This is a genomic window from Bradyrhizobium sp. USDA 4486, assembly GCF_054057995.1.
This window is the reverse complement of the sequence record NZ_JBSRZV010000001.1, coordinates 4728914-4754055: the sequence shown is the minus strand read 5'-3', so window position 1 is coordinate 4754055 and position 25142 is coordinate 4728914. Positions and strand designations below refer to the sequence as shown.

17 protein-coding genes and 2 pseudogenes are annotated in these 25142 nt (G+C 58.3%); 14 read left to right on the top strand and 5 right to left on the bottom strand.

Features of this window, described 5'->3' with window-relative positions; all coding sequences use genetic code 11:
• The first annotated feature begins 7 nt into the window (after nt 1-7).
• From nodC to ACVWY3_RS22795, 14 genes and pseudogenes are all read left to right on the top strand, one after another.
• A complete protein-coding gene (gene nodC / locus ACVWY3_RS22860) occupies nt 8-1384 on the top strand; it encodes a chitooligosaccharide synthase NodC (protein ID WP_456840497.1) in 1377 nt (458 codons plus the stop codon).
• Between the two features lie 11 nt (nt 1385-1395).
• Nucleotides 1396-2025 (top strand): nodulation methyltransferase NodS, encoded by a 630-nt coding sequence (gene nodS / locus ACVWY3_RS22855; RefSeq protein ID WP_456840496.1) that lies wholly within the window; start codon nt 1396-1398, stop codon nt 2023-2025.
• A 13-nt stretch (nt 2026-2038) separates the two neighbouring features.
• Nucleotides 2039-3750, top strand: a pseudogene (nodU, locus tag ACVWY3_RS22850) (nodulation protein NodU).
• Nucleotide 3751: 1 nt separating this feature from the next.
• Nucleotides 3752-4673 (top strand): annotated as a pseudogene (nodI, locus tag ACVWY3_RS22845) (nodulation factor ABC transporter ATP-binding protein NodI).
• Nucleotides 4674-4676: 3 nt separating this feature from the next.
• A complete protein-coding gene (locus ACVWY3_RS22840; RefSeq protein WP_456840495.1) occupies nt 4677-5465 on the top strand; it encodes an ABC transporter permease in 789 nt (262 codons plus the stop codon).
• Nucleotides 5466-5729: 264 nt separating this feature from the next.
• Entirely contained in the window at nt 5730-6839 is a 1110-nt protein-coding gene (locus ACVWY3_RS22835; protein WP_456840494.1) for a nodulation protein NodZ, read from the top strand.
• The gene (locus tag ACVWY3_RS22830) at nt 6836-7042 is read left to right on the top strand and encodes a hypothetical protein (protein ID WP_456840493.1); all 207 of its coding nucleotides are present in this window, start codon (nt 6836-6838) and stop codon (nt 7040-7042) included. Before ACVWY3_RS22835 ends, ACVWY3_RS22830 begins: the two co-directional genes overlap by 4 nt.
• Nucleotides 7043-7091: 49 nt before the next feature.
• Nucleotides 7092-7505, top strand: coding sequence for a hypothetical protein (locus ACVWY3_RS22825; RefSeq protein WP_456840492.1), 414 nt, complete (start codon nt 7092-7094; stop codon nt 7503-7505).
• Between the two features lie 161 nt (nt 7506-7666).
• Complete coding sequence (locus ACVWY3_RS22820; RefSeq protein WP_456840491.1) at nt 7667-8503, top strand: SDR family NAD(P)-dependent oxidoreductase; 837 nt, start codon at nt 7667-7669, stop codon at nt 8501-8503.
• Nucleotides 8504-8686: 183 nt separating this feature from the next.
• Complete coding sequence (gene nifA / locus ACVWY3_RS22815) at nt 8687-10510, top strand: nif-specific transcriptional activator NifA (RefSeq protein ID WP_456840490.1); 1824 nt, start codon at nt 8687-8689, stop codon at nt 10508-10510.
• Between the two features lie 544 nt (nt 10511-11054).
• Entirely contained in the window at nt 11055-11897 is an 843-nt protein-coding gene (locus ACVWY3_RS22810) for an electron transfer flavoprotein subunit beta/FixA family protein (protein WP_456840489.1), read from the top strand.
• An 891-nt stretch (nt 11898-12788) separates the two neighbouring features.
• Nucleotides 12789-13007, top strand: a complete 219-nt coding sequence (locus tag ACVWY3_RS22805; RefSeq protein WP_456840488.1) for a hypothetical protein — start codon at nt 12789-12791, stop codon at nt 13005-13007.
• 56 nt (nt 13008-13063) lie between these two features.
• Entirely contained in the window at nt 13064-14209 is a 1146-nt protein-coding gene (locus ACVWY3_RS22800) for a GFA family protein (protein WP_456840487.1), read from the top strand.
• A 6-nt stretch (nt 14210-14215) separates the two neighbouring features.
• Entirely contained in the window at nt 14216-14893 is a 678-nt protein-coding gene (locus tag ACVWY3_RS22795) for a 2OG-Fe(II) oxygenase (RefSeq protein ID WP_456840486.1), read from the top strand.
• 764 nt (nt 14894-15657) lie between these two features.
• On the opposite strand, the gene ACVWY3_RS22790 is transcribed toward ACVWY3_RS22795, so the two are convergent.
• The 5 genes from ACVWY3_RS22790 to ACVWY3_RS22770 all read right to left on the bottom strand — a co-directional run bounded on the left by ACVWY3_RS22790 (nt 15658) and on the right by ACVWY3_RS22770 (nt 23587).
• A complete protein-coding gene (locus tag ACVWY3_RS22790; RefSeq protein ID WP_456840485.1) occupies nt 15658-16974 on the bottom strand; it encodes a preATP grasp domain-containing protein in 1317 nt (438 codons plus the stop codon).
• Between the two features lie 504 nt (nt 16975-17478).
• Nucleotides 17479-17742 (bottom strand): hypothetical protein, encoded by a 264-nt coding sequence (locus tag ACVWY3_RS22785; protein ID WP_456840484.1) that lies wholly within the window; start codon nt 17740-17742, stop codon nt 17479-17481.
• 977 nt (nt 17743-18719) lie between these two features.
• Entirely contained in the window at nt 18720-19844 is a 1125-nt protein-coding gene (locus tag ACVWY3_RS22780) for a M20 family metallopeptidase (RefSeq protein ID WP_456840483.1), read from the bottom strand.
• Nucleotides 19845-21692: 1848 nt separating this feature from the next.
• On the bottom strand, nt 21693-22706 hold the full coding sequence (gene trpD / locus ACVWY3_RS22775; RefSeq protein ID WP_456840482.1) for an anthranilate phosphoribosyltransferase: 1014 nt from the start codon (nt 22704-22706) through the stop codon (nt 21693-21695).
• A gap of 815 nt (nt 22707-23521) precedes the next feature.
• Nucleotides 23522-23587 carry a hypothetical protein gene (locus ACVWY3_RS22770; RefSeq protein ID WP_456843429.1) on the bottom strand — a complete coding sequence of 22 codons (66 nt, stop codon included), beginning with the start codon at nt 23585-23587 and terminating at the stop codon, nt 23522-23524.
• Between the last annotated feature and the right edge of the window lie 1555 nt (nt 23588-25142).

The window sequence follows — 25142 nt, the reverse complement described above, 5'->3', positions numbered from 1 at the left end:
ACACCCAATGGACCTGCTCGCTACAACCAGTGCTGTCGCTGTTTCGTCTTATGCACTGCTCTCGACGATCTACAAGAGCGCGCAAGCGCTTTATGCCCAGCCGGCGAGGAACCCATCGCTGCAGGGCAACCTGGGACGCTCGGAGGCGGTCCTTCCCAGTGTAGACATCATCGTACCGTGCTTCAACGAGGATCCAATCACGCTCGCGCAATGTCTGGAGTCCCTTGCGAGTCAAGACTACACCGGAAAGCTACAGGTCTATGTGGTCGACGATGGATCTAAAAATCGCGACCGTGTCGCGCCTGTACACAAGATCTATGCGAACGATCCAAGGTTCAGCATCATCTTGCTGGCAAATAACGTTGGAAAACGCAAGGCGCAGATCGCCGCAATACGCAGCTCATCCGGTGACCTGGTCCTCAACGTTGACTCCGATACGATACTTGCCGCCGACGTCGTCACGAAGCTCGTATTGAAGATGGACGACCCGCAGATTGGTGCGGCTATGGGTCAGTTGATAGCGAGCAACCGCAGCCAAACCTGGCTTACCAGGCTAATTGATATGGAATACTGGTTGGCATGCAACGAGGAGCGCGCGGCGCAGGCGCGTTTCGGTGCCGTCATGTGCTGCTGCGGCCCATGTGCCATGTATCGTCGCACCGCGCTCGCCTTGCTTCTTGATCAATACGAAGCGCAATTCTTTCGTGGGAAGCCGAGCGATTTCGGCGAGGATCGCCATCTAACGATCCTCATGCTCAAGGCGGGATTTCGAACCGAATACGTCCCGGACGCGATCGCAGCAACAGTCGTGCCGGACAGCCTCGCGCCATATCTACGCCAGCAACTCCGCTGGGCGCGCAGTACCTTCCGGGACACCTTCCTTGCATTGCGCCTGCTGCCAGAGCTCGATGGCTATCTGACGCTAGACGTTATCGGGCAAAATCTCGGCCCGTTGCTTCTCGCCCTGTCATCACTGGCTGCGCTCGCACAGCTCCTAATCGCCGGCTCAGTACCCTGGTGGACGGGATTGACGCTTGCAGCAATGACAATGATCCGCTGCAGTGTGGCAGCCTTTCGTGCTCGCGAACTGCGGTTTCTCGGCTTCTCGCTCCACACACCGATTAATATCTTTCTCTTACTTCCCTTGAAGGCCTATGCGCTTTGTACGTTGAGCAACAGCGATTGGCTATCGCGCAAGCTCGCCAGTGGGCCGGACGGAGCGGAAAACCAGTCTGTCATACTGCACCCGAACGTTGGACGAAGTGCTGCAAGTAGATGGAGAGCGCCTGCAACAATGCGTAAGGAGGAACTTTCGTACTGTGAATCGAGCCTGACGCCAACAAAGAGTGTTTGCGGCCGCGATGGTTCGACTGCCTGCAAGTAGGTGATAAGCTCATGACCTCGGACGCAAACCATCACCTATTAGAGCGTGAGTTGGCTGTCGACGATCCATGGCGCCTCGACAGTAGTTCTTTCGAGCAGGAGCGATACGCGCAAATGCTCCGGATGTCGCGTTGCAATGGAGATGTTGCGTGTGCCCTCGAAGTCGGATGTGCAGCCGGTGCATTCACCGGCATGCTGGCGCCGCTATGCGAACGACTCACCGTGGTCGATGTCATGCCCCAGGCGATTGAGCGAGCGCGACTACGGACCAGTAAGTGGTCACATATCACGTGGGTGACCTGCGACATTCAGCGGTTCTCGACCACTGAGCAATTCGATTTGATCGTCGTCGCCGAGGTTCTTTACTATCTCAAGGACATTGCCGAGATGCATGCGGCTATCCGCAACCTCGTGAGCATGCTTGCGCCAAATGGAGCTCTGGTTTTCGGGTCCGCACGTGATGCTCCATGTCAACGATGGGGCCATGCTGCTGGTGCCGAAACGGTGATCGCTCTCTTCAAGGAGAGCCTATCGGAGGTCGAGCGTCTGCATTGTCACACCGAGTCGATCAACGAAGACTGCTTGATCGTCCGCTTCCGGAAGCCGGGTCATTCGTCAGAACAATCAAACGTCGGTCACTAGACGAGGGGATCGTATGCGCATCTGCGGCATCAAGTTAACACATGACGGGGCAATTGCTGTCGTCGAGGACGGGCGGCTTGTCTTTTGCACCGAGCAAGAGAAGCGCGGCAACAGTCCACGCTATCAATCCGTCGAGAATCTCGATGCAGTCGTGCTCGCCCTGGCGGAGCATGGCCTGGATCCGCGGGATATCGATCAGTTCGTGATCGACGGCTGGGATGGGGAGATTGAGTCGCAGTTCCAGGTCCTAAGCGGCGCTGTGCCGATCGCGCTGAAAGGGGCGCCATATGTCGAGCGCCATGCTGAGGGCCTTCTTGATTCGGTCGACGGCTTTGGCCTGATCCTCGGAGGCAAGGTGTTTCCATATAAGAGCTACCCGCACGTCACGGGCCACGTCGCGTCAGCATATAGCACCAGTCCCTTTGCCAGCGCGGGAAAACCCGCGTTCTGTCTGGTATGGGACGGCTGCATCTTTCCACGTCTTTACTATGTGGAACCCCGGGGGGCACGGCTGATTGCATCCCTGTTTCCGATGATCGGCCATGCCTATGCTGCCGCGGGCCTTCACTTCGGCCCTTATAGGCAGCCGAACCGCTCAAACTGGGATTTGGGCATCGCCGGCAAGCTGATGGCTTACATCGCGCTTGGCTCTGTCGATGAGAGCATCGTGGCGGTTTTTCAGGAGCTCTACGAAAAGCGCTTCGCCGCTGACACGGAGCAGGCTCGTCGATACCGCGCTGACATCAACAATGCGGAAGCGTCGCTTGCAGCTATGCACGACTTCTTCGAGGCAAGCGCATTGCGCCTGACGGCCAAGCGAGCGGAGGACGTCCTTGCGTCGTTTCATGTGTTCGTGGAACGTCTTCTTGTCAAGGAAATGGCGGTGGTGTTGCTGCGATACTCGTCGCTTCCGGGAGCGCGAAATCTATGTATCGCCGGAGGTTGCGGTCTCAATATCAAGTGGAACAGCGCGCTTCGTGCGGCGGGATTGTTCGATGATGTTTGGGTGCCGCCGTTTCCGAATGACAGCGGCTCGGCAATCGGCGCTGCCTGCGGCGCGATGGCGGCGCAAAATGGCTTCGGGCCATTGGAATGGTCAGTCTACAGTGGTCCGGCCCTGCAGGACAGCGAGCTTCCGCCGGATTGGGAGGGGGCGCCATGCAGTCTGCGTGAACTTGCGGTGATTCTCGCCGACAACAAGCCGGTCATCTTCCTTTCCGGGCGCGCCGAGCTGGGGCCGCGGGCGTTGGGCGGCAGAAGCATTCTTGCAGCGCCGACCTCCCCGGCAATGAAGGATCATCTCAACGACATCAAGCGTCGCGAGCACTTCCGGCCGGTGGCGCCGATCTGTCTGGAGGACCGGGCGGAAGAAATTTTCAGCCCAGGTACGCCAGATCCTTACATGCTGTTCGATCACCAGACCCGCGCGGAATGGCGCGACAATCTATCCCCGCTGTGGTCCATCTTGACGGCTCGGCGCGGCTGCAGACCATCTCCCGCAACTCTCCGCACAAGGTCGCCGCGCTTCTCGTCGAATTTGAGCAACTCACGGGGATTCCGCTGCTCTGCAACACGAGCGCCAACCTCCACGGACGGGGATTCTTCCCGGATGCTGCCGCGGCCTGCCAATGGGGGCGTGTTGAGCATGTGTGGTGCGATGGCCAGCTTTGGACCAAAACGGTAGTCGAGAAGCCATCGTCTGCTGAACGACTTCTTTCAGCCTAAGATGAACATGTCCACGGTAGCGATCGATCTTGCCGATGTGAAAAAGTCATTTGGCGACAAGGTCATCGTCAATGAACTGTCGTTCTCGGTTGAGCGCGGAGAATGCTTCGGCCTGCTTGGGCCAAATGGAGCTGGCAAGAGCACGATTGCGCGTATGCTCCTCGGCATGATTTCGCCGGACGCGGGCAAGATTACGGTCCTCAATGAGCCTGTGCCTTCCCCGCGCTCGTGTGGCGCGTGTGCGCATCGGCGTGGTGCCGCAGTTCGATAACCTTGAACTCGAGTTCACCGTGCGAGAGAATCTGCTCGTATTTGGCCGCTATTTCGGCATGAGCGCTCGCAAGATCGAGGAGGTCGCGCCATCGCTGCTCGAGTTTGCCCGCCTCGAAAGTAAGGCGGACGTGCGCGTCTCCGAGCTGTCCGGTGGCATGAAGAGGCGGCTGACGCTGGCGCGCGCTCTGATTAATGATCCACATCTACTCGTGATGGACGAGCCTACAACTGGTCTCGATCCACATGCACGCCACCTGATTTGGGAACGCCTGCGAGTTCTACTTGCGCGCGGCAAAACGATCCTGTTGACAACTCACTTCATGGAAGAAGCCGAACGCCTGTGCGACCGGCTGTGCGTGCTTGAGAGTGGATGCAAGATCGCCGAAGGCAAGCCCGACGCGTTGATAGACGAGCATATCGGTTGCAACGTCATCGAAATTTATGGCGGTGATCCACTTCAACTCCGTGAGTTGATCAGGCCCTATGCCCGGCACATCGAAGTGAGTGGAGAAACGCTTTTTTGTTATGCGCCACACCCGGAGCAGGTACGCGTGCACCTGCGCGGGCGAGCGGACCTTCGCATTCTGCAGCGCCCGCCCAATCTCGAGGACGTGTTTTTGCGTTTGACCGGGCGAGAGATGGAGAAATGAGCGATGGGTGAACGTTATGCCGCGGTCATGCCCGCTAACGCATACAACTGGATCGCGGTGTGGCGCCGAAATTTCCTGGCATGGAGGAAAGTCGCGCTTGCATCGCTTCTCGGCAACCTCGCAGATCCCATGACTAATCTGTTTGGCCTCGGCTTTGGCCTCGGACTCATCATGGGGCAGGTTGAGGGGACTTCGTACATCGCATTTCTGGCGGCGGGTATGGTCGCGATCAGCGCCATGACATCCGCGACCTTTGAAACCCTATATGCGGCCTTTGCTCGCATGGACGCCAAGCGCACCTGGGAGGCAGTCCTGTTCACACAGCTCACGCTTGGCGATATCGTGCTAGGTGAATTGGTGTGGGCGGCTAGTAAGTCCGTTCTGGCCGGGACAGCAATTGGGATTGTGGCTGCCATGCTGGGTTATGCGTCCTGGACGTCCATTTTCTGTGCTATACCAACAATCGCCCTTACTGGCCTTGTCTTTGCTAGCCTGGCAATGGTCGTCATAGCTATCGCGCCAACTTACGATTACTTCGTGTTTTACCAGTCGCTCATTCTTACGCCCATGGTGTTTCTTTGTGGCGCGGTCTTCCCGATAACCCAACTGCCTAGCTCATTTCAGCACCTCGCCGGCTTATTGCCGCTCGCGCATTCGGTCGGCCTCATTCGTCCGGTGATGCTTGAGCGCGGCGTCGGCGACGCTGCGCTGCATGTCGGTGCCCTGTGCTTGTACGCGGTATTCCCCTTCTTCATCTCGACAATGCTGCTTCGGCGGCGCCTGCTGCGTTGACATGAAATTTCGCAAAAGCGCCGAAGTGAATTGAAGCCATCTCACGGTGCTCTTTTGCGACAGCTTGAGACTATTCAACCTGACACAGCAGCTGCTGCATGGCTTGAGGGTTATAGTACGTTCGCCGCTATCGCCCGCATGTGTGGGCGGCCAGGCCATCCGACGCACAGGGCGGCATCGGCATCCGACTGAAATCGGGTGCGCCGACGCAACACCGCTGAAGAAAATACGCAAAGAACGCGGCACACCAGGGATAGCGCTGCTATGAAGTTCTACCGACGCAGCTCGCCGGCACCGCGATTTCAGGCCATGGCGTCGGACCAGATGAGTGAGACGTTTGCAGTGACGTCTCTTGTCCAAACAGGAGCCCCGGAAGAGGCAATGCAGATGCTTAGCGGTTTGAGAGATGACCGGTTCGTAGTTTCCCGGCGACGTACGGGGTTCGGCGATTGCCTGTGGTCACTGGCGGCAGCCTGGCGTTTTGCAAAGCAGACTGGACGGACGCTAGCCATTGATTGGCGGGGATCTTGTTATCTCGATGAGCCATTCACTAATGCCTTTCCAGTCTTTTTCGAGCCGGTTCACGACATTGCTGGCGTGCGGGTGATTTGCGACGACGAGATCAATCAGTGTTCATTTCCGGGACCATTCTTCCCGGCATGGTGGAACAAGCCATCCATCGATTGCGTCTATCGACCGGACGAGCAGATTTTCCGGGAACGCGACGAACTCGATCAACTGTTCCAGAGTCGGAAAGATAGTGACGCTAACACGGTTGTGTGTGACGCCTGCCTGATGTGGCGCTGCGATCAGGAGGCCGAACGAGAAATCTTTCGGAGCATCAAGCCACGAGCTGACATTCAGGCTCGGATTGATGCTATCTACCGCGAGCACTTTGAATCGTACAGCGTAATCGGCATCCATGTCCGGCATGGCAACGGCGAGGACATTATGGGGCATGCTCCTTACTGGGCTGACCCGGAGCGCGCCTTGCGACAAGTCTGTAATGCCGTTGATAAGGCTAGGGGGTTACCCCACGCAAAACCCGTGAAGGCTTTCCTGTGCACCGACAGCGCGCTCGTCCTTGAGAAGGTATCGACTATATTTCCTGATGTTTTCACGATCCCAAAACGGTTCCAGGCACCTGAGGCCGGCCCATTGCACAACGCTGCGCTCGGAGCCGAGGGTGGCGTTTCCGCCCTCATCGATATGTATCTCCTTGCGCGCTGCGACACCGTGATCCGCTTTCCCCCGACGAGCGCCTTCACACGTTATGCGCGTCTCTTTGCCCCACGCGTTATAGAATTTGATTTGAATGATCCGAGCCGATTGATCCTGATTGAAGAATCCTCGCAAGAGCTCGTGGGTTCATGAAAGTTGTGGCCCGTCTAATCGATCTGATTGCCGCTTTTTGCATCCAGCAGTATTGGCAGATCTTCTCGGGGCGGCAATTGTCTGCCCAGAGTGAGGCTCTGTCGCGAACTTCCACCGGAGAACAGAGCGACGCGGGATTCGAACGTCTTCCGCCGAAGCGCGACGTCGGCAACAATGACCTTAAGGTGCTGCCGCCCCGGTAAACAGGTGTAAACGTCTTCGCGTAGGGGGGCGCAAGTCGAAGCGAACTAATTGGTGGTCGATCGCGGTGAACATATCGAAAGGTTCTCCGTTCAGCCGGCGAGTTCCGGCGTGGCGGTCGGACACTGCCTGGTGCGGACGGGCGCTCTCGAGATCCACTATTTTGAAGAACATCCAGTACGCCAGGTCGTGGTCCGGAATCAATCCGGCCGCCGATGTGCAGTGCTGGATACAGCCGAGCAGGGCGCGATGAAGTCGGCATCGTTGCCGACGAATCTAACGTACGAGGCTGGTAACGTCAGCTTTCGAGCTGAGGCGCTACTGGCGGCGGCCGCTATCCTGATCGATCTTTGCCACGACGAGAGGCGCTGGGCATCTTTTGGCTTCCGGTTGTGCGATCGGGAAAGAGAGCGCGGCTCGCAGCCTTGCCTTCACGAAGGCGAGTGTGCTCGCGACATTGCGTAGCTGATGAACCATCGCTGTCACAAAGCACACGCACTGTGTCTTGAATCCACCAAGCATTCCGCGTGCGCGACATTAGGACGCAAAACGGAAGCGGATTTACATGCATCGCACTGGCCCAAATCCTGCTACGCGTGCGGCACGCAGCAGGAGAGGAGGCGGGCGTGGGTTTTGATCTGCCAAATGACGATCTGATCAAAGGCCCGGCGCCCGAAACACATTTGGGTTGCTCCTTTCAGGCCGATAAAGCCCGTGTTCATGGCAGAGAACAGAAGGCGATGTTGCTCACCGGAGCATCGCGCGGAATTGGTCATGCGACCGCCAAGTTGTTCTCGGAGGCGGGCTGGCGCATCATCTCTTGCGCGCGTCAACCGTTCGACGGCGAGCGATGCCCTTGGGAGGCAGGCAACGAAGATCATGTCCAGATCGACCTCAGCAATCATCGAATGCTGCCGCGCGCGATCACTGAGGTCAAGAACCGCTTGGCCGGTGCACCTTTGCACGCGCTGGTGAACAATGCAGGTGTCTCGCCGAAAACGCCCGCTGGCGATCGGATGACGTCGTTGACGACGTCAATCGAGACCTGGATGAAGGTGTTCCATCTCAATCTGGTGGCCCCGATCCTGTTGGCCCAGGGGTTGTTTGACGAGCTAAGAGCCGCGTCAGGTTCGATCGTGAATGTGACTTCCATTGCGGGCTCGCGGGTGCACCCGTTTGCCGGCAGTGCCTATGCGACGTCGAAAGCTGCGCTTGCGAGCCTCACACGCGAAATGGCCCACGATTATGCGCCGCATGGCATTCGCGTGAATGCGATCGCGCCCGGCGAAATCAGGACGGACATGTTATCGCCCGACACAGAAGCGCGTCTCGTGCCAAGTATCCCGCTTCGCAGAGTGGGAACCCCGGATGAAGTGGCCAGGGTCATCTTCTTCCTGTGCTCGGATGCGGCGAGCTATGTCACGGGGGCCGAGGTGCCGATCAATGGTGGGCAACATCTGTGAATCGCCCGGCCTTGGCGACGAGCTGACTTGAGCTGCAGCAGCGGTGCTTATGTTCTCCGCTGACGACGCGCACGCAATCCGCAAAAATGAATGAAAGCACACCGTAAGTTTACCGTCGTGCCATGAAAAGGTGTCACGGTTCTATGTCATCTCGTCAACACTTGGCGTTAGATCGAGAGTGACATGCAAAACGAAGCTCGCCAACCGGGACAAGGTACCAGGGAGGATGATCAAGAGAACGGAGCCCGCCTCATGCTGGATATACCTTCCTCACGTGAACGTCCTGCCTCGCAACCTGAGCCGGAGGGTAAGCTCTCGGGCGAGCCGCTGCGTGAGAGCGCGCTGACCGGCATCTTCGAGATATCGAAAATACTCGCCGCTCCTTGTCGGATCGAGGTCACGTTGGCCAACGTTCTTGATCTTCTGCAGTCGTTTGTGCAGATGCGACACGGCATCGTCTCACTGTTCGATGACGACGGCATGCCGGACATTACAGTGGGCGCGGGCTGGAGCGAAGGCAGCGACGAACGTTACCGGATGCGACTGCCGCGGACGGCAATCGACCAGATCATCGCGACAGACAGGCCTCTGGTCGTCGAGAACGTGGCCACCGATCCGGTATTCAGCGCTGCCGACCGGGAAGTGCTCGGCGCCTCTGATGATATGCCGGTGTCGTTCATCGGGGTGCCGATTCGTATTGATCCGAAGGTCGTAGGTACGCTGACGGTTGACCGTATCCGGGACGACAGGTCGAGTCTCCGGCTCGAGTACGATGCGCGACTGCTCGCCATGATCGGCAATCTGGTGGGACAAACAGTGAAGTTACATCGCTTGTTCGTCTCCGATCGCGAACGGCTGATGACGGAGAAAGACCGGCTGCAGAAGCAAGTACTGGACCTCAGGCAACCCGCTCGGGAGCGCAAGAAGCTACACGCCCATGGGATCATTGGCGACAGTCCGGCCCTGCGTGGGCTGCTCGAGAAGATTGCCGTTGTAGCGAGATCTAACAGCACGGTTCTGCTGCGAGGCGAATCCGGTACCGGAAAGGAACTCGTAGCCAAGGCCATTCACGAATCATCGTCCCGCGCCAGGCGCCCGTTCGTTAAGCTGAATTGCGCGGCGCTTCCTGAGACCGTCCTGGAATCCGAATTGTTCGGACATGAGAAAGGCGCCTTTACCGGTGCGTTCAGCTCGCGCAAGGGACGCTTCGAACTTGCGGACAAAGGAACGCTGTTTCTTGACGAGATCGGCGAGATCTCAGCTCCGTTCCAGGCGAAGTTGCTGCGCGTTCTCCAAGAGCAGGAGTTCGAGCGCGTGGGCAGCAACCAGACTGTTAAGGTCGATGTTCGAGTGATAGCTGCGACCAACAAGAACCTTGAAGAGGCTGTCGCAAGGAGCGAGTTCCGCGCGGACCTTTACTATCGCATCAGTGTAGTCCCCTTGCTATTGCCGCCCTTGCGCGAAAGACGCAGTGATATTCCGCTGCTTGCGAGGGAGTTCCTCAGAAATTTCAATAACGAGAACGGCCGTACTCTGACCTTGGAGGCGAGTGCGATCGATGTACTGATGAACTGCGGCTTTCCAGGAAATGTCCGCGAACTCGAGAACTGCATCGAGCGTACAGCGACGCTGTGCGCCGGATCATCGATTGTGAGAAGTGACTTTGCATGCTGCCACGGCCAGTGCCTTTCAGCGATGCTGTGGAAAGGCACCTCCGACGAGAGACCGGACCAGCCCGCAGCCATGCCATCGGTGCCCGCAAAGTCCACCATTCCGCTAGCGGATGCGACCCAGCCGGTCCAGTCTGTCGGCGGCGAACTGGCCTCACTGGGTCCTCCCGGCACAGTTCTCGTCAGTGGCGCTAGGATGGCCGATCGCGAACGGGTCATTGCCGCCATGGAAAGATCTGGCTGGGTACAGGCAAAAGCAGCGCGCCTGCTCGGACTAACGCCGCGCCAGATTGGCTACGCGCTGAGGAAATATGGAATAGAGATAAAGCGGTTCTGAACGACAACATCGGTCGGAACGCGATCTGCTATAGGCAATCTCACGCAATCTGAAGGAAATGGGTCCACCCACGGGGGCAACTTGGCCCCCAGCGAAATCAGCGCGCCCGCTTGCGGGACTGCTGTCGAAAGGTGGGCTCACCTGGTTCGGTGAAAGGGAACTTGCCCACAATGACATACCTAGCGTCACCTGCGGGCCATGCAATCGCGAACAGGCGGTTGCGGACAACAAGCGTCATGACTATCCGTCGGTCAAGCTCGGACTAGGAGCGGCAATGCTCATTGGACGTCACCCTGTCGGCCGGCCGCTGGTGATTGGCGGGGTGATCTGTCGCAAGCCGTCCTGGCCTCACTCAGCTGGCGAACCCTGCTGAAAAGCGCTGTCGCAGTCCTGACAATGTAGCATTCGTTCGTCGGGGAGCGGGCTAGAGGCGCGCATTACCCGGTCTAAGCCTCTGTGATGGCAAGCCGATCCCAAAAGGGAGGGTGATGGTACAACACTTGCTGTGCTCTCCGCAGCTGTCGCAGCTTTTGGGAGCAACACCGTGCACAATGTCGTCTGCATCAAACAGGTTCCGGACTCGGCGCAGATCCGCGTGCACCCCGTGACGAATACGATCATGCGGCAGGGAGTGCCGACCATCATTAACCCATACGACCTCTTCGCCCTCGAGGCCGCGCTGGAGCTGCGCGATCGGTTCGGCGGCGAAATTACGGTGCTTACAATGGGACCGCCATCGGCGGAAGATTCTTTGCGAAAGGCGCTGACTTACGGCGCCGATCGCGCCGTCCTGCTCACCGATCGCTGCTTTGCGGGCTCCGACACCCTGGCCACAACGTATGCACTTGCAACAGCCATCCGAAAAATTGGGAAGGAATATGGCCCGACAAACCTCATCTTCACGGGGAAGCAGACCATCGACGGCGATACCGCGCAGGTTGGGCCCGGCATCGCAAAGCGGCTGGGCGTATTGCAGCTAACCTACGTTGCGAAAGTGAGATCCTTAGATCTCGCCGCCGATACAATTGAAGCAGAACGACGCTCCGAAGGTGGCGTCCAGGTGCTGCACACGAAGCTGCCCTGTCTCGTCACCATGCTTGAGGCAACGAATCAGATTCGGCGAGGCGCGATGGCGGATGCCTTGCGTGCCGCGCGTGCCAAAATCGTGAAATGGAGTGCAAACGATGCCGGTATCGAAGACGTCTCCAAATGCGGCCTCAAGGGATCGCCGACCGTCGTCAAGCGAGTGTTCGCTCCCTCTGCGCGGGCTGAGAAGGCAGCGCTGGTCGAGGCCGGCGAGCAACCCGCTCAGGCGTTGATAGACGCGATTTTCAAGCATCAGCCGAAGCTCGAAGCCGATCTTGCTGCACTTGCCCGTGAGGCTTGATCTGGAGCGAGCGAAACGGTCCAAGATGTACCAACACCATGAGGCACTCGCGCGAGCGCGCAAAATGTAGCGAGGTATTTCAGCCCGCGAGCCGCGCGTTCTGGTCCATGGCGTTCTGCGATTGCTCACGAGCATCGGGGACTGCATGTTCCCTAGACCGCGTCATGGCCATCGATCGATGGCCGGAGTTGGCCGCGATTGTCAGGCGCATCGAAAGGGGCTGCGAATGCGTCCAGATCCCGCCATATGGTCGTGTTCGACGGCGTTGAGGCGACTGCTTAGCGCGTAGTTGTCACAAGCGACAAATTACGTCAGCGAACGAGATCAATCATGCTAGCGCCCCCCAAAGCGCTTGTCGCGCTGTTCAGGGCGTGAAGCCGACCTATGTGGCACTTTGGATTAATCTCCGCGATTCAATATCCCTATGCTCATTGCCCCATTGTGAGTGGCGGCTGGCTCTTCGCCGTCTGGTGTCCGACAGCCGTCCAAGCGCTGTCAGGTTCAATACACTTGCGATGAGGAGTTCATCGCGATTTTGTCAATGTATTCGGAATTTGTGGAGCGAGGTGCACGGGTTGGCACGGTGATTGCTGTAAGCGTGCAAGAAGACATCGTGGTGGCACTCGCGAACGTGAAACATAGCGCCGTCTCTTTGAGAAGCTCGTGCCGGCCAGCAGCCGGCATTTTCGCGCAGTCTGCTGCAAGGCCAAAAGCCAGGTAGATGCGGGTAGTCCTTGCAATGCTGTACGAAGCTCATAACGGTTCGATCGATTGGCAGGAGCCGCAACAGCGAGGGCCTGCGCGGCGCAATATCTCACCATGACGCCGCAAGCGTATGATGGCCGGCCCGGAAATTCGCGGCATCGAACTGTTCGTGGGCCGGAATCCGTCTTGATCGCCGCCGTTCAGTTGATCTGCGCGCTCCGTTCGATGCGGGTGAGCAGCCCTGAACATTCCGCTGTCTGCTGCCGCGAAGGTGGCGACCAAGAATGTCGCCTGGATGGTGAACGCGAAGACAAGCCCATCGAAACCAACGAACTCGCGGTGGCCAATAGTTGGCGCGGTGCTCCGTCAAAGACCGTTCTCTCCTCATCGCCAGGGGTCACATGACATCTCAAGCGTCTCGACTTACACCCGATCAGCCTCCGCAGATATGCTGCGAGTATTTGACCGAGCAAGCGCGAGCTCTGTTCGGCCCGCACCCGTTCGCTGCGGAGATGTCCGAGGACCAGGTCGCTCGCCTGCTGCCTGACTATCTGGCGATGTCACAGGCGTTCCCGTACCTGCAGGCGGGGTCGCAACGGGATCTCATTTTCGATGCAATGAATCACAATCGAGATATTGCGCGGGACATTGAACTGACCAGCGTGGTCGGAAATTTCATCTGTTGGGATGAGACGGGCGGTCATGGCCAAATTCTCCAGGGCGGCAAGGCGGCGCTACCCGACATTCTGGTGACTGAGAACTTCCACTCCAACCTGTTTAGAAGGGATGCGTCGCAACTACTCGGCAGAGCAATACGGCCCAACTACAGCGCCACGACCAAGCGGTACCTGCATTCTCTCTACGCCGGCTTGTCATCGAAAGATCCCTTAGTGCGTTGCGCCTACATGGTCGCGTTTGAGCTACATGCTGCGGACATGATCGAGTCGCTATGGACCACTCTAGTCAAAACGTTTAAGGCGCGGCCTGACGATCTTGAGTACTTCCGCAGCCATGTCGGCGGAGAAGATCCTGCGGAGAAGTACCACGGAGAAATGACCGGCCGGCTGATTGGCGAACTTATCCCGGCTGACCGCCAAAACCGCTTTTTAGATGAATTTGCTCGAGCCTATCGGCTCAGCCTACAGTGGTGCTGCGATCTGCTCCGAATTGTCTCACCGAAGGGAGATGATCACTCGGAGATCGAGCACCATGGCCGTTGTCATTGTGGTTCTGTCAAGTTCTACGTCAAAGCACCGCGAGAGCTCTCTGCAGTTCGATGCAACTGTTCAATCTGCGAAATGTCTGGATTTCTGCACCTGCTCGTACCTGGCAATAAGCTTGGCATTGAGTGCGGCGAAGAATTCCTCACCGCGTATCAGTTCAATAAGAACATCGCTCGGCACACGTTTTGCCGGGTTTGTGGCGTAAAGCCATTCTATAGGCCGCGGTCGAACCCCGCCGGATTCAGCGTAAATATTCGATGCCTCGATAAAGGGACCATCGAACGCATAACAGTAAGCGAGTTCGATGGCGAGCATTGGGACCAAGCATTCCGCTCGATGCACCAGGACCTTCAGTCCTGTGTCGAAGATAACACCCTGGAGTGAACTCGAATGGCGCGCGCAATGAATCATAAATCCCGTCTGCTTTCAGAAGAAGCTTTGACAAAATACCGCATAGAGCTGCTGGTAAAGGGGACGGTCGTGATCGGCCCTCAGATATTATTCACCCAAGATGAATTGTCCAAGATCGATCAGCTGCAGGCTGAGATTCCCGAAGAAGAAGTGAGGGAGGGAGATGCCGGCGACTCGCACAGAGTTTTCGTCAAACGCGTGAGGGTCGACCCGCCGGGCCGCGCTCCTAGCGACGTGAGCGGTGCAGCTCCACGGCAGATCATGGAGCTACTTGAAAGGAAAGACCGCAGCTTCGCGGTAAGAAAGATCTTGGGGGCCACGTCGGATCACGTGATTCGCAGATGCCAAATGCATCGGATGCCTCCTGGTTCGTTTGTTGGCATTCATCTGGATGCTGCGAGCGATCCGGATTTCGAGTACGCGGTCATTGTGCAGCTGGCGAGGGACTTCGAGGGGGGTGAGTTCGTGGTATATCCAAGCGGGTACGAACATCAGGTATTCCGACCACCATTTGGCGCTGTGCTTGTCACCACGTGTAAGCTCCGGCACGAGGTGAAGCCTGTGCTGTCCGGCGAGCGTCGATCGCTGGTCTACTTCTGTTCAAAACGCAGCGGCGCGAACCGCCGGATCATCGAAAGTTCTATCGATGGCGCATGAGGTGGGGTGGCTGAGATCGCTTTCGATGAATTTGCTAAGGGTGAGCTCTCAGAAGAGGGGGAGCTTGGCATGCTGTGCCCAGAGTGTCTCTGGCAAAAGCTGCCGGGGCGATGAGCATGTGGAAGAAGAGTTGCTTTGGAACGAACCGGATCTCGCCGCCCCAGACCCGATTCGTTTCAACCTGCGCGAGCCCAGCTGCTGCGCTTGATCCCGAGCCAGAGCGAGCGCGTACAAACCTCCAGCAGATCGTCAACGATCAGGATGGTAAGGTACCGCCAATTTCCTGTTCATGCCTGTGAACGATGCGGGCGTTACTCGCGGCGGCGCCCACTGGTCGCTTCTGTTGGTTGACCAGCGCGTGCCTACCGCACCGGTTGCCTATCACTATGACTCCGCCCAGTCTTTCAACAGTACCGTTTGCAGAACAGCTCGCAGCACGTCTCGGCTTCCGCCTGCAACTGGCCCGCTGGCCCGGCAGCAGAACAGCCTGGATAGGGTATCCAGGTGGTAGACGCGACGCCAGCGCTGATTGGACGATTGGCGCAGGGCGAGCGAGCGGCCAGACCATGAGCCGCTGCACCTCGCGCACCTCATCGCCGATCGGCACTTCAGGAGCGACTTAAGGCTGGTCCCGATCGGGGCTGACAGAGCTCGAGCTAGACGAGCCAAACATTCACGTTGCGTCGTCCGGTACCGCGCGGGATCGAAGCTGGGACAAGTTCAGATGAATTGAGCGTCTGAAGATATGGTCGCTGGGATCTCAATCAAACCATTCGCAGTAGGTGGTGCTGCAGATCGCGGGCCGCGGGCCTATCGCGCGCAATCACAATGCACTCCACCGTGCCCGCCTCTGGGTCGGCAGCAAGCGGGATCACGCCCTCCTTGCGCGTGTGGTCGAACAGAAATCCTTCCTTGACCAAACGATCATGCGCTATTTGGAGCGATCCTGCTCGAACATTTCTTACGGATAAAATAACGTTGCAACCGGAATAGTCGAAGCCCAGCAGCCGGACGGCAATGCTGTGTAACACCGAGCCGCCACCCCAGCGGCCGTTCGCTTCATTAAACAGCAACCGTCCGTCGTCAGCGAAAATGGCGTCAATGTTGATCATTCCGCGATATCCCAGGTTTCGCGCAAGCGCCACAAATCGGTAGGCATGCGCCTGGGCGGTCAACCATTGCTCGTTCCTCAGGTCGCTTGGAAGCTCAAGTCCTGTCCAGATCAGAGCTCTTTCGGATCGATCCGTGCTTTTACGCAGACGTATGTTCCCACTGCTCATGAAAACGATTGAACCATCATCCTCGATTTCATACTCGAGATAGAACAAAGACTTCGCCAGGTGGTACGACTCCACGACCAGCGTCTTACACGATGCCGTTGTCATCTCAGACCAAAGTGCGTCCGGATCAAACGACGGCCATGGAATCCGCCGGGTATCTCTTGCCCCAGGTAGTGGATCGCTTGCGTTGCCGGTCAGGATGACATTTCCGACTCCACCGGCTCCATTGTCCAGCTTTACAATGACGCTTCCGGTCTCAGCTCTGAGCGAAGTGACCGCTCTGAATAGTTCGTTTGAGTCCGTCGTGACAGCCCCGTTGGGCAGCGGAAGTGCGACGCTTGTCGCCAATTGACGGAAGTGGCTCTTGCGGTTCAACAGATCAGGCCCTCGCTGCAGAGCGAAGTCGTCGCCGGTCTGCGGTATGCCCAGCATGGCCGCCAGCCGTGCGACGCCTTCAGTAGAGTAGCAGGGAAACAATCGCCAGGTTGATTTCTGACGAATATGTCTGTTGATTCGCTCAACAACACTCTTTGACAGGAGTGTGCAATCATCAAGCACCGGCGATTGGCTGCCGCCTTGAGGTACAAGCACACAGAGACTCGATGCGTCGAAATTGAGCGTCGCTCCAATGAAGGATAGCAGATCCGTCGGGATGACTACCGGCGAGACTATCAGGTCACCCTCATGAGCAAACCATGCTGAACGGTATGCCGAATTGGCGGCTAGTGAAAGTTGAGCTCGTGTCAGATCGGAGCCCGACATTTGGGCCGTACCGGCATTCATGATCAGGATCCGCGGCATTCGCGACCTCCGGGCATTTGGGCCCGATCCGACAGGGATCGTGATGCCAACAATGTTGAACTTGCTGCGCCGTGTTGAGCACTGAGCGAAGCTTGAGTTGGCGCCGTCCTGCTCCGAGAGAGGATCGGTCGCTGTTTTCTCATCGACATTGCAGCCCCAGAAAAGTCGGCGTGCTGAAGCTGAGGATCGCTATCCGGTCTCCCCCCTTGGACACCGAGCTGATTGAAGGCGCGAGCGATACGGTCAGTCCGTCGGTTGAGGCTGACGTAGCCGAGAGGCGGCCCTTCGAAATGGATCGCAGTTTCGTCGGGAGCATACGCAGCTTTTCGGTCGATCAGGCTGCAGAGATTCAACTCTTTGTTCAAGCGCCTCACGCCCGTATAGTACGTTTGCAGCGAGTTGGTTTCGCCGCAACCCGGAACTGCTTGGCGAGTCTCCGATGACATGATTCGCTTGGCCCTTATACAGGCTATGATCAGACGGCCTTGGAAGGAATGATGGTTCTTATGAGTTGCGAACGATGGATATCGCTTGAGGGATCTTGGCCGGTTGATCACTCTCTCTGTTTTGCTGGGCGGCGGTCGTGTGCATCTGTCCGTAGTGATAGACACACCATGACGACAGTTTCTTGCCGCGTCTTTGATATACAGGCTCGCCGCACATATAGGCCTCTCTGGCATCTCCATCTTTGAAGCCGATGATGCAACGGCATTGGCCTTCAATATGGTCGATCAACAGGATCTTCTTGAGGCCGTCGGGTTCTTTCAACTTGTTGCTCCGTAATGCCAAGCAATATCTTCCGATGCCGCGCTGGCCACGCGGAGCGACAATTGCAGCTCAGGCTCTTTGAAAGCCCGCGCGGGCCCGCCGTCTGTCGCACCTTTGCGAGATCGACATGCCTTGCCACCACGGGAGAGCAGTGACAGAGCGGAAAGCCGGTTCGGCGAACTGATTTTGGCGCGGTGTCGCGCTAGAGGAGGGGCCTGGTTCAGCTTCGGCAAGCAACGTCCCCCCGACTTAGGAGTTCGGATGGAGGTCTAGGTCGCTGAACTCTGACCTCGTCGGCTCTCTGGTGCCCCGGGCCAGAACAGCCACTTAGTCTCGCTTTCGGAATGGCAAGCCTTTCAAAGCTACGTTCGAGCCATAGCGCCGCAATTAGGACTCGCTGCAGAACCCTTCCGACCGACCCGCCACGGGGGATGAGGATCATGACTGACCATGGGGACGAGGATCTGATCAGCTGAGACATTCGCAATCCTTCACGATCCCGGCGGCAGACCGAGATAGGGGCCCACCTCAAGACCGTACAACTTAACGTTACGTCCGATTCAAGCCCTTTTATGCAGCCGCGTGAACGTGCCCAAGCTCTTAAATCGGCTCGCCGGCCGGTCTGGTGTCGCACGCATTCAGCGCTGCGATTTGAGTCAAGAAAGTTCGTCTGCCTTTGAGATCAGGGCCACTGCCGATAAGCCCATTCTCGGAAACGTTCGCCCTTTCGCGACCGAGGGCTCGCTCCCTTTGCGGCCGATTGCCCGCCTGACCTCTGCTGCCGTCGTTGGATAGCTCAGTCACTTCTATGATTTCGCAATGGCAAATCCGGCATCCGACCGATGGTTTTCGGTCAGATCGGCCTGACGGGGGCGCAGCCGGTAGCCCGTGGAGGAGGGCGAGGAACGATCCTGCCAATGTGCGGCGGCCGTCAGTCAAACGCACCTCGCCGTCACTGACTTCGCCTGGCGTCAGGATTATCGCAGCGTCTGATACAGGCGGTACAGTAACCGTGCGCGAGGTTCAATCGACGAGATGTAGAGTTGCTCATGATGTGTATGCGCGCCCTTGCCGTCAACGCCAAGGCCATCAAGGGTCGCGGTATGCGGCGCGGTGAAATTGCTGTCTGAGCCGCCGCCGCTGAACGCGTCGAGCAGCTCGAAGCCAAGTTCGGCGGCGAGCGTTTTGGCGTGTGCGTAAAGTGCGGCACCGGCGCTGGTCTTCTCATATGGCGGACGGTTCAATTCGCCTGATACCGTCACGCTGACGCCCTCGGTGCGCGAGGTGATGCCGAGAATCTTCGGCACCAGCTCGTCGGCGTTGGCCATGATGGGGACGCGCACGTCGACTTGCGCATAGGCCAGTTCGGCGACGACGTTGGGCCTGGTGCCGCCGCGGACGACGCCGACATTGACGGTGATACCGCGCGTGAGATCGTTCATCGCCTCCAGCGTCTGGATCACATGGGCGAGTTCCCGGATCGCGCTGCGGCCGTCCTCGGGCCGCGTACCTGCATGCGCCGGAACGCCCTTGATGAATACGTCAAAGCGCGCAACGCCCTTGCGTCCCGTGATGACCTTGCCCCCGTCGCGCGCCGGCTCGGTCACCAGCACGTATTTGGCCTTGCGGCCCTCGGCCTCGATCAGCGCTCGCGAGGTTGGGCTGCCGATCTCTTCGTCCGAGACGTAGAGGTGCGTGATGCCGAGCGGCGGGCGTGCATCATCCGCGCAGATTTGCCGGAATGCGTGATAGGCGAGGTAGGCACCGCCTTTCATGTCGTAGATGCCGGGGCCGAACGCACGGTCGCCGTCGATCTTGAAGGGTAGCCGTTCGATCGATCCCATCGGATGAACTGTGTCGAGATGGCTCAACACCAGAATGCCCGGTACGTCCTGCCCCCAAGAAGAGCGGGTGACCAAATGATCGCCGCATCCCTCGCGCCCCGCAACGCGCTCGACACTGGCCGGCAGGTCGCGATAACCTGCTGCGACAGCATCAGCGAGTTTGTTGATCTGATCCGGCCGCTCCGTCGGAGATTCGATCAGGACCCAGCGGCGAATGCCCTCGAGAATCTGGGCGATTTGGAACGCGTTGCTGGACATAGTTGTCTGACGCCTTTGAATTCGATTTGTCATCGCTTCTGCAAGATCACAATGTCCCCAAGTACCCACGTCAGAATCGAGCCGAAAGATCTAGAGAAGCGCCAACCATTGTGACCCGGGGCGTGCCTATGAACCCGATCCTGCTGCGGCAACGATGCTTACTCGGCTGTCGCTCACAACAGATCTACCAAAGCTGGTAGTTTTCGAGGGGATTATGCAGTTGTCCTGACCAGGTACCCGCACGCGTCTCGACGCGGGAGGTCGCAGACCGGCACAAGCATAGCTCGACAGGCGAAGCGCCGAAATCGCCGAAGCTGATGAGACCTTTCAATACGAGCCTAATCTGTGGAACCAATCAGCCCAGGCAATTCTTGGATGGCTGTCGTGGAAGCGGCTAGGGAGTGAGGCCATCGGCCGTTCTGCTGTCCCGACGGGATCTGCGCAAAAACCCCACTCAGTCTAGCAGTAAAGTACGAAGTGCGCCCCGGAAGTTGATCAATGGAGTTCCATCGCTTTGTCGGGTCGCGACAATTCGTCCGATAAAGTCGGTGTGCGTGACAAGCCCCTTGTCATACAAAACGTATTCGAGCGCGCAAAATGCATTGGCCAATAGCGGTACATCGAGGACGCCCTGATCCCCGATCCCCGGTGTCGAGGCGGTGAACGCCTTTCGCCCCCTCCCCACCGCCAAAACGTAGCGCAAGGTCCTCCGGGGCACTGCGGAGAACACTCACCCCCAAAGCTGCCGTTGGGGAGGATCTCATCATGTGTCCCGGAGCCGGCATTGATGCCAACGGCCAGGCACGGCGGCTCCATGCAGATGGACCTCAGAGGCCACCGTCAGTCCACGCCGTCCGGCTGCCGTCCGGTCATAACGATGGCGACACCGCTCGCCTGGCTTTGCATGGCATGGCGGAACTCTGCCGGTTGGATTAGATCGCAAGTCCCGAATCGCAGGAGAGAACTGGTGGCTCATGACCAGCCTCTGCAGTTGAACCCCCACTTCTAGTGTCTCCACACCCAGAGACGACTTTGATTCCTAGGGGCCTGTAATGGGCACCCGTGTCGAAATTGCGTGACGAGTAGGCTCAGATGGAGACCAGGTATGGCTTCGATGTCCTCTGGATTAGCTACAGTCATGACCGGACGGACGTGCAATATCTCGGCGCGTTACGCCGGATGGCGATCGCAACGGCAAAACTTAGAATTGCCGTTGCCTCTGTTTCGACAGGGCCTCCACTAAACAGCAAACCGCGCTGAGCAGCCCGGCGACGCGCCAGTGCACAGGGACTCGTGGCCGCGATCCGACCAGCTGGGCCGGAATCTCGCTGGGCCCCGTGCGGACGGGATGATGCCGGTTGCGGTAACGGCACGCGCCTGCCAGAGTTTCTCCGCATGTAGACGGCATCGGCGCATCTAATGTACTTTTAGGAGAACACGTTTTTTTGCCGCGAGAAGATGCTCATCGAGCGTCGAGTGCAGCGCACCCCGCAGCTCCGGTGGGATTGAGCTATCTGTATCGATCAATTCCCGAAACTTCCGTATGATGTGTTCTATCGCAGCAATAGATCCGAGTGTTTCAATCCTCTGCCGGGACATCATCATCTCCTTTGGCGCGCAGCGCGTTTCATCGCGGATCCTCAGCTCGGCAACGCGGGCTGCCGCAGGCTCTCATCGCTAAGAAGGCTGGCGCCCGTGCTCGGCGCGAATTGCTTTCGTCAGGGCGAGCGCAGGCGGCGCAGAGTCCTTGAAATCCCGCAGCAGTGACGTGCATTCGTGGCTCCATTATATTCCTGCTCGTGAGCAGCAGACCTGGTCGCAATACTGAAACATCGGCCAGCTCGGCTGTCAGGCGTTCGAAACCGCGATCAGGCGCTTCAGTCGAGCGGCTGCGGCGCCGCGATCAAGTGATTCTTGTCCAAGTGCGACGCCTTCCTGCAGTGTCGAAGCCCGCCCGGCCACGACCAACGCCGCCGCCGCCTTCAGAAGCGAAGCGTCGCGAAATGGACCTGGTACGCCATCGAGCACATTTTGCAGCGCAACGGCATTAGTCTCCGCATCGCTGCTTTCCAGCGCATCGTTGTGGCAGCGGGGGAGCCCGGCTTGTTCCGGCGTCACTTCGAAGGTGCGGACTATACCTGCCTCAAGCGCAGCAACAAACGTTGGGCCGGTGAGGGTTATTTCGTCGAGCCCGTCCGAGCCATGAACAACCCATACCGACTCGGCACCAAGGTTCTTCAAGACGTATGCCAGAGGCTGTACCCATTCGGGAGACAATACCCCAACGATCTGCCGCTTGACCCCGGCCGGATTGCACAGAGCCTCGATCAGATCAAAGGTCGTATGAGTTCCAACTGCGGTCCGGATCTGCCCGATGCGCTGCATTGCCGGATAGTGGGCTGACGCAAACATGAAGCCGATGTGGGCTTCCTGCACGCAACGTGCGATCGCGTCAGGCTTGAGATCAACCTTCACACCGAGGCGCGCCAACACGACTTCGGCGCTTGAACCCGAAGACGCAGCGCGGTTGGCATGCTTGGCCACAGGAACGCCGGCCCCGGCGACGATGAAGGAAGCACACGTCGACACGTTGACCGAATGCATAGGGGTCTTGCTCGTGCCAGCGAGACCGACGGGGTCGCATGTCGCCTCGACCCGCGGCATTCTATTCCGCATCGCTAAGGCGGCGCCGGTGACTTCTTCGACCGTCTCGCCCCGGACCCGCATCCCCATCAACAAGGCGCCGATTTGCGAGGGAGTTGCGTCACCCGACATCATGCTGTCGAAGGCTGACGCAGTTTCCTCACGCGTCAGAGTGGCGCCCGTGGCAACTTTGCCGATGATTGATCTAAGCACTTCCATCGAACTTTACACGTTCCCTGTCCAAACCTCGGGCTCTTCCGCAAGACTTCGTTGGAAGAGACCCGACACCGATTGCCTTGATGCAGTGGCCCGCCCCATGTGGCATGTCCTCATTGACGCTTGAGGCGGCAGTCGGTTGAGTGTAGGCACACTTGGCGAGGCTACAACCTGACGCTACGTGAGGGTCAAGCTCTCCATTTCGGTGGTGCCGTCGAGAGGAGATCGTCGATCAGTTAGAACACTGCAGTTGCTTGTCGCAGGACCGATGACAGTGTCTCCTGCCCGCAGTGGCCTCTACCGCGGCGTTCCGGCCGGATCACCACATCCTTCAAAGCCTTTTAGCCTTCTGCGCCGCAGTGGTGAACCGTTGAAGCGGCTTCCTCTACCTGCTTCGAGGCTATCGATGCTGGGTAGATCGAGCCCGTTCTCAGCTGGCGCTACACAATAGCCCCACCTGGTTGTAAATGAAGGTGGCCTTTCATAGGCGATGGACGCGTCCCGTTGATCCGCCCGCGCGAGGGTCGGTCATGTTCGGTCCTGCCTTACAGCAGAATACGCCGCGCTGAGGCGCGTCGAGGCGATCGGTTTTCAGAGCAGCCTCTGCGGTGGCACAATGAGTTTGGCGAGCATGGGATCGAACGCCGGCGTGATGTGCCGGCGTTGCATGAAGCCGCTGTCGATCCTTCGCCATCCGGATACTCGAGACGAAGTACTTTGCCGGTGGTCGAGACGTATCCGCGTATCGGAGCCGCCGCGCAGGGGCTGGGCTCGATTGCATGCCCAGTTGAAACAATGTCGGACTGCGAAAGTGCAGCTTAGCGACCCGCTGCCGCTTGGACTTGTTCCGCGATCAGATCGACGCCGGTGATCATCTCTGCCACCGGATGTGCGAGCTGAAGGCGTGTATTCACTTCAGAAAGAAAACTCTCCGCCGCTGAAAATGAACTCGACCGTTCCTACATTCTGATAGTTCGCTGCACCGGCGATACCGACGGCGCTCTCGCAAATCCGGGTCCGCAATTCTGATGATAGCGCTGGCGAGGGCGTTCCTAGACGAACTTCTGCAAACGGCGCTGCACCGAACATTCGCGCTCGAAGAGGGGCCCCGCGTCAACCTCATGGTAGGATTGCAGAACGAATTCCAAGCTTGTGCAGCGCTATGATAACGTACGCCGCACCCCTATTGGCGATCAGAACGGCATCGAAGGGCAATTTCTGCATTCGCCTATCCGGACAAGAGCGACTGAACCAGAGCGTTGATCAATTGTGGGCGGCCATGCTCGTTACCTGACCTCGTGTGACCATCCCGCAGGTCACGCTGAGATCACTTCCGCGGATACGCGGACGAACAGGCCGCCACAGTTCACTTCGAGTCGCTGCTTTTCTTGCCAGTGTCTCGCACGGAGATCACGTCGCGGCATCGCTGACTAAGGCTCGCTTGCTTGGATCTGAGGCAGGCAGTGATAGCGGTGCGATCTGGTATGTGGCTGCTACAAAGGCGGAACACGTCATCCATGCAAGCCTCTTTCTCTTCTGCGGTCGGCGGTTGATCGCGCGCGTTGACCTGCCCTGGGATTACAGCTGTCATTGCGACGACAAGAGCAATGGCGCCACGGGAGATTGTGCGGTGCGAAGCCGACTGACTTCGTTGATTTTGAGTCATGATATCCATTCAAGTCCGGGCGGCTACGTTATTGTTCTTCCTGCGCGAAGCGCAAAGTGACCTGTCAGCCGGGAAACAGGCCGGAACTGCATATCGAAGGTGCCGGCATGCTCGTTATTCCGCTTTTGCGGTCCGTGCGGTGCTGCTCATCCGTCCGGCGCGACAGAAACGACACCTGCCGTAGTGGCCGAGCACCACGAAGAGTGGAAGCACTGGCGGCTGAGCTGGCCCAGCAAGTGATCATTCTGGAGCTTCCAGTGGTTCGGTGCATGCCTGGATATCGCGAGGCACTGTTTGAGCCTGACGTGTGCTTAGGTACTCTGGCTCAGCCTACCGCCAACCGACTAATGACGCCGTAGCCGGCGCGACGCCGGGTTGAAGGGCATGGTCCTATCGCGAGCGAGGGAGAGCAGGCAAAGCCGCAGGTGCGCCCAGGCCACTGTTGATGATGCATTCGATCGTTCAGAGCGAACCATGATGACGCGCGCCAAAACCATGTTTGCTGTAGTCGCGCTGTTCCGCGTTATGTGAAGACCTTGGGTGATGTGTCTGGGATGGAGCCTCCGTCTGGCGTTCCGCTGAGGTTGCGGTGATGGGGGCGCCTGCCGTGTAGAGCTCGAAACGCGCGATTTGGTCCAGTCGCGACAGGAGCAGCTCCGATGCGGCGCGGACAAGGATGCACCTTGAGGATCTTAGCATCCTCATCGGGTCGCGCCAGGTAAGTTTCAATGTCTGAAACATTCGCAATTCTCATGACGTGTCTGGAACGGCCT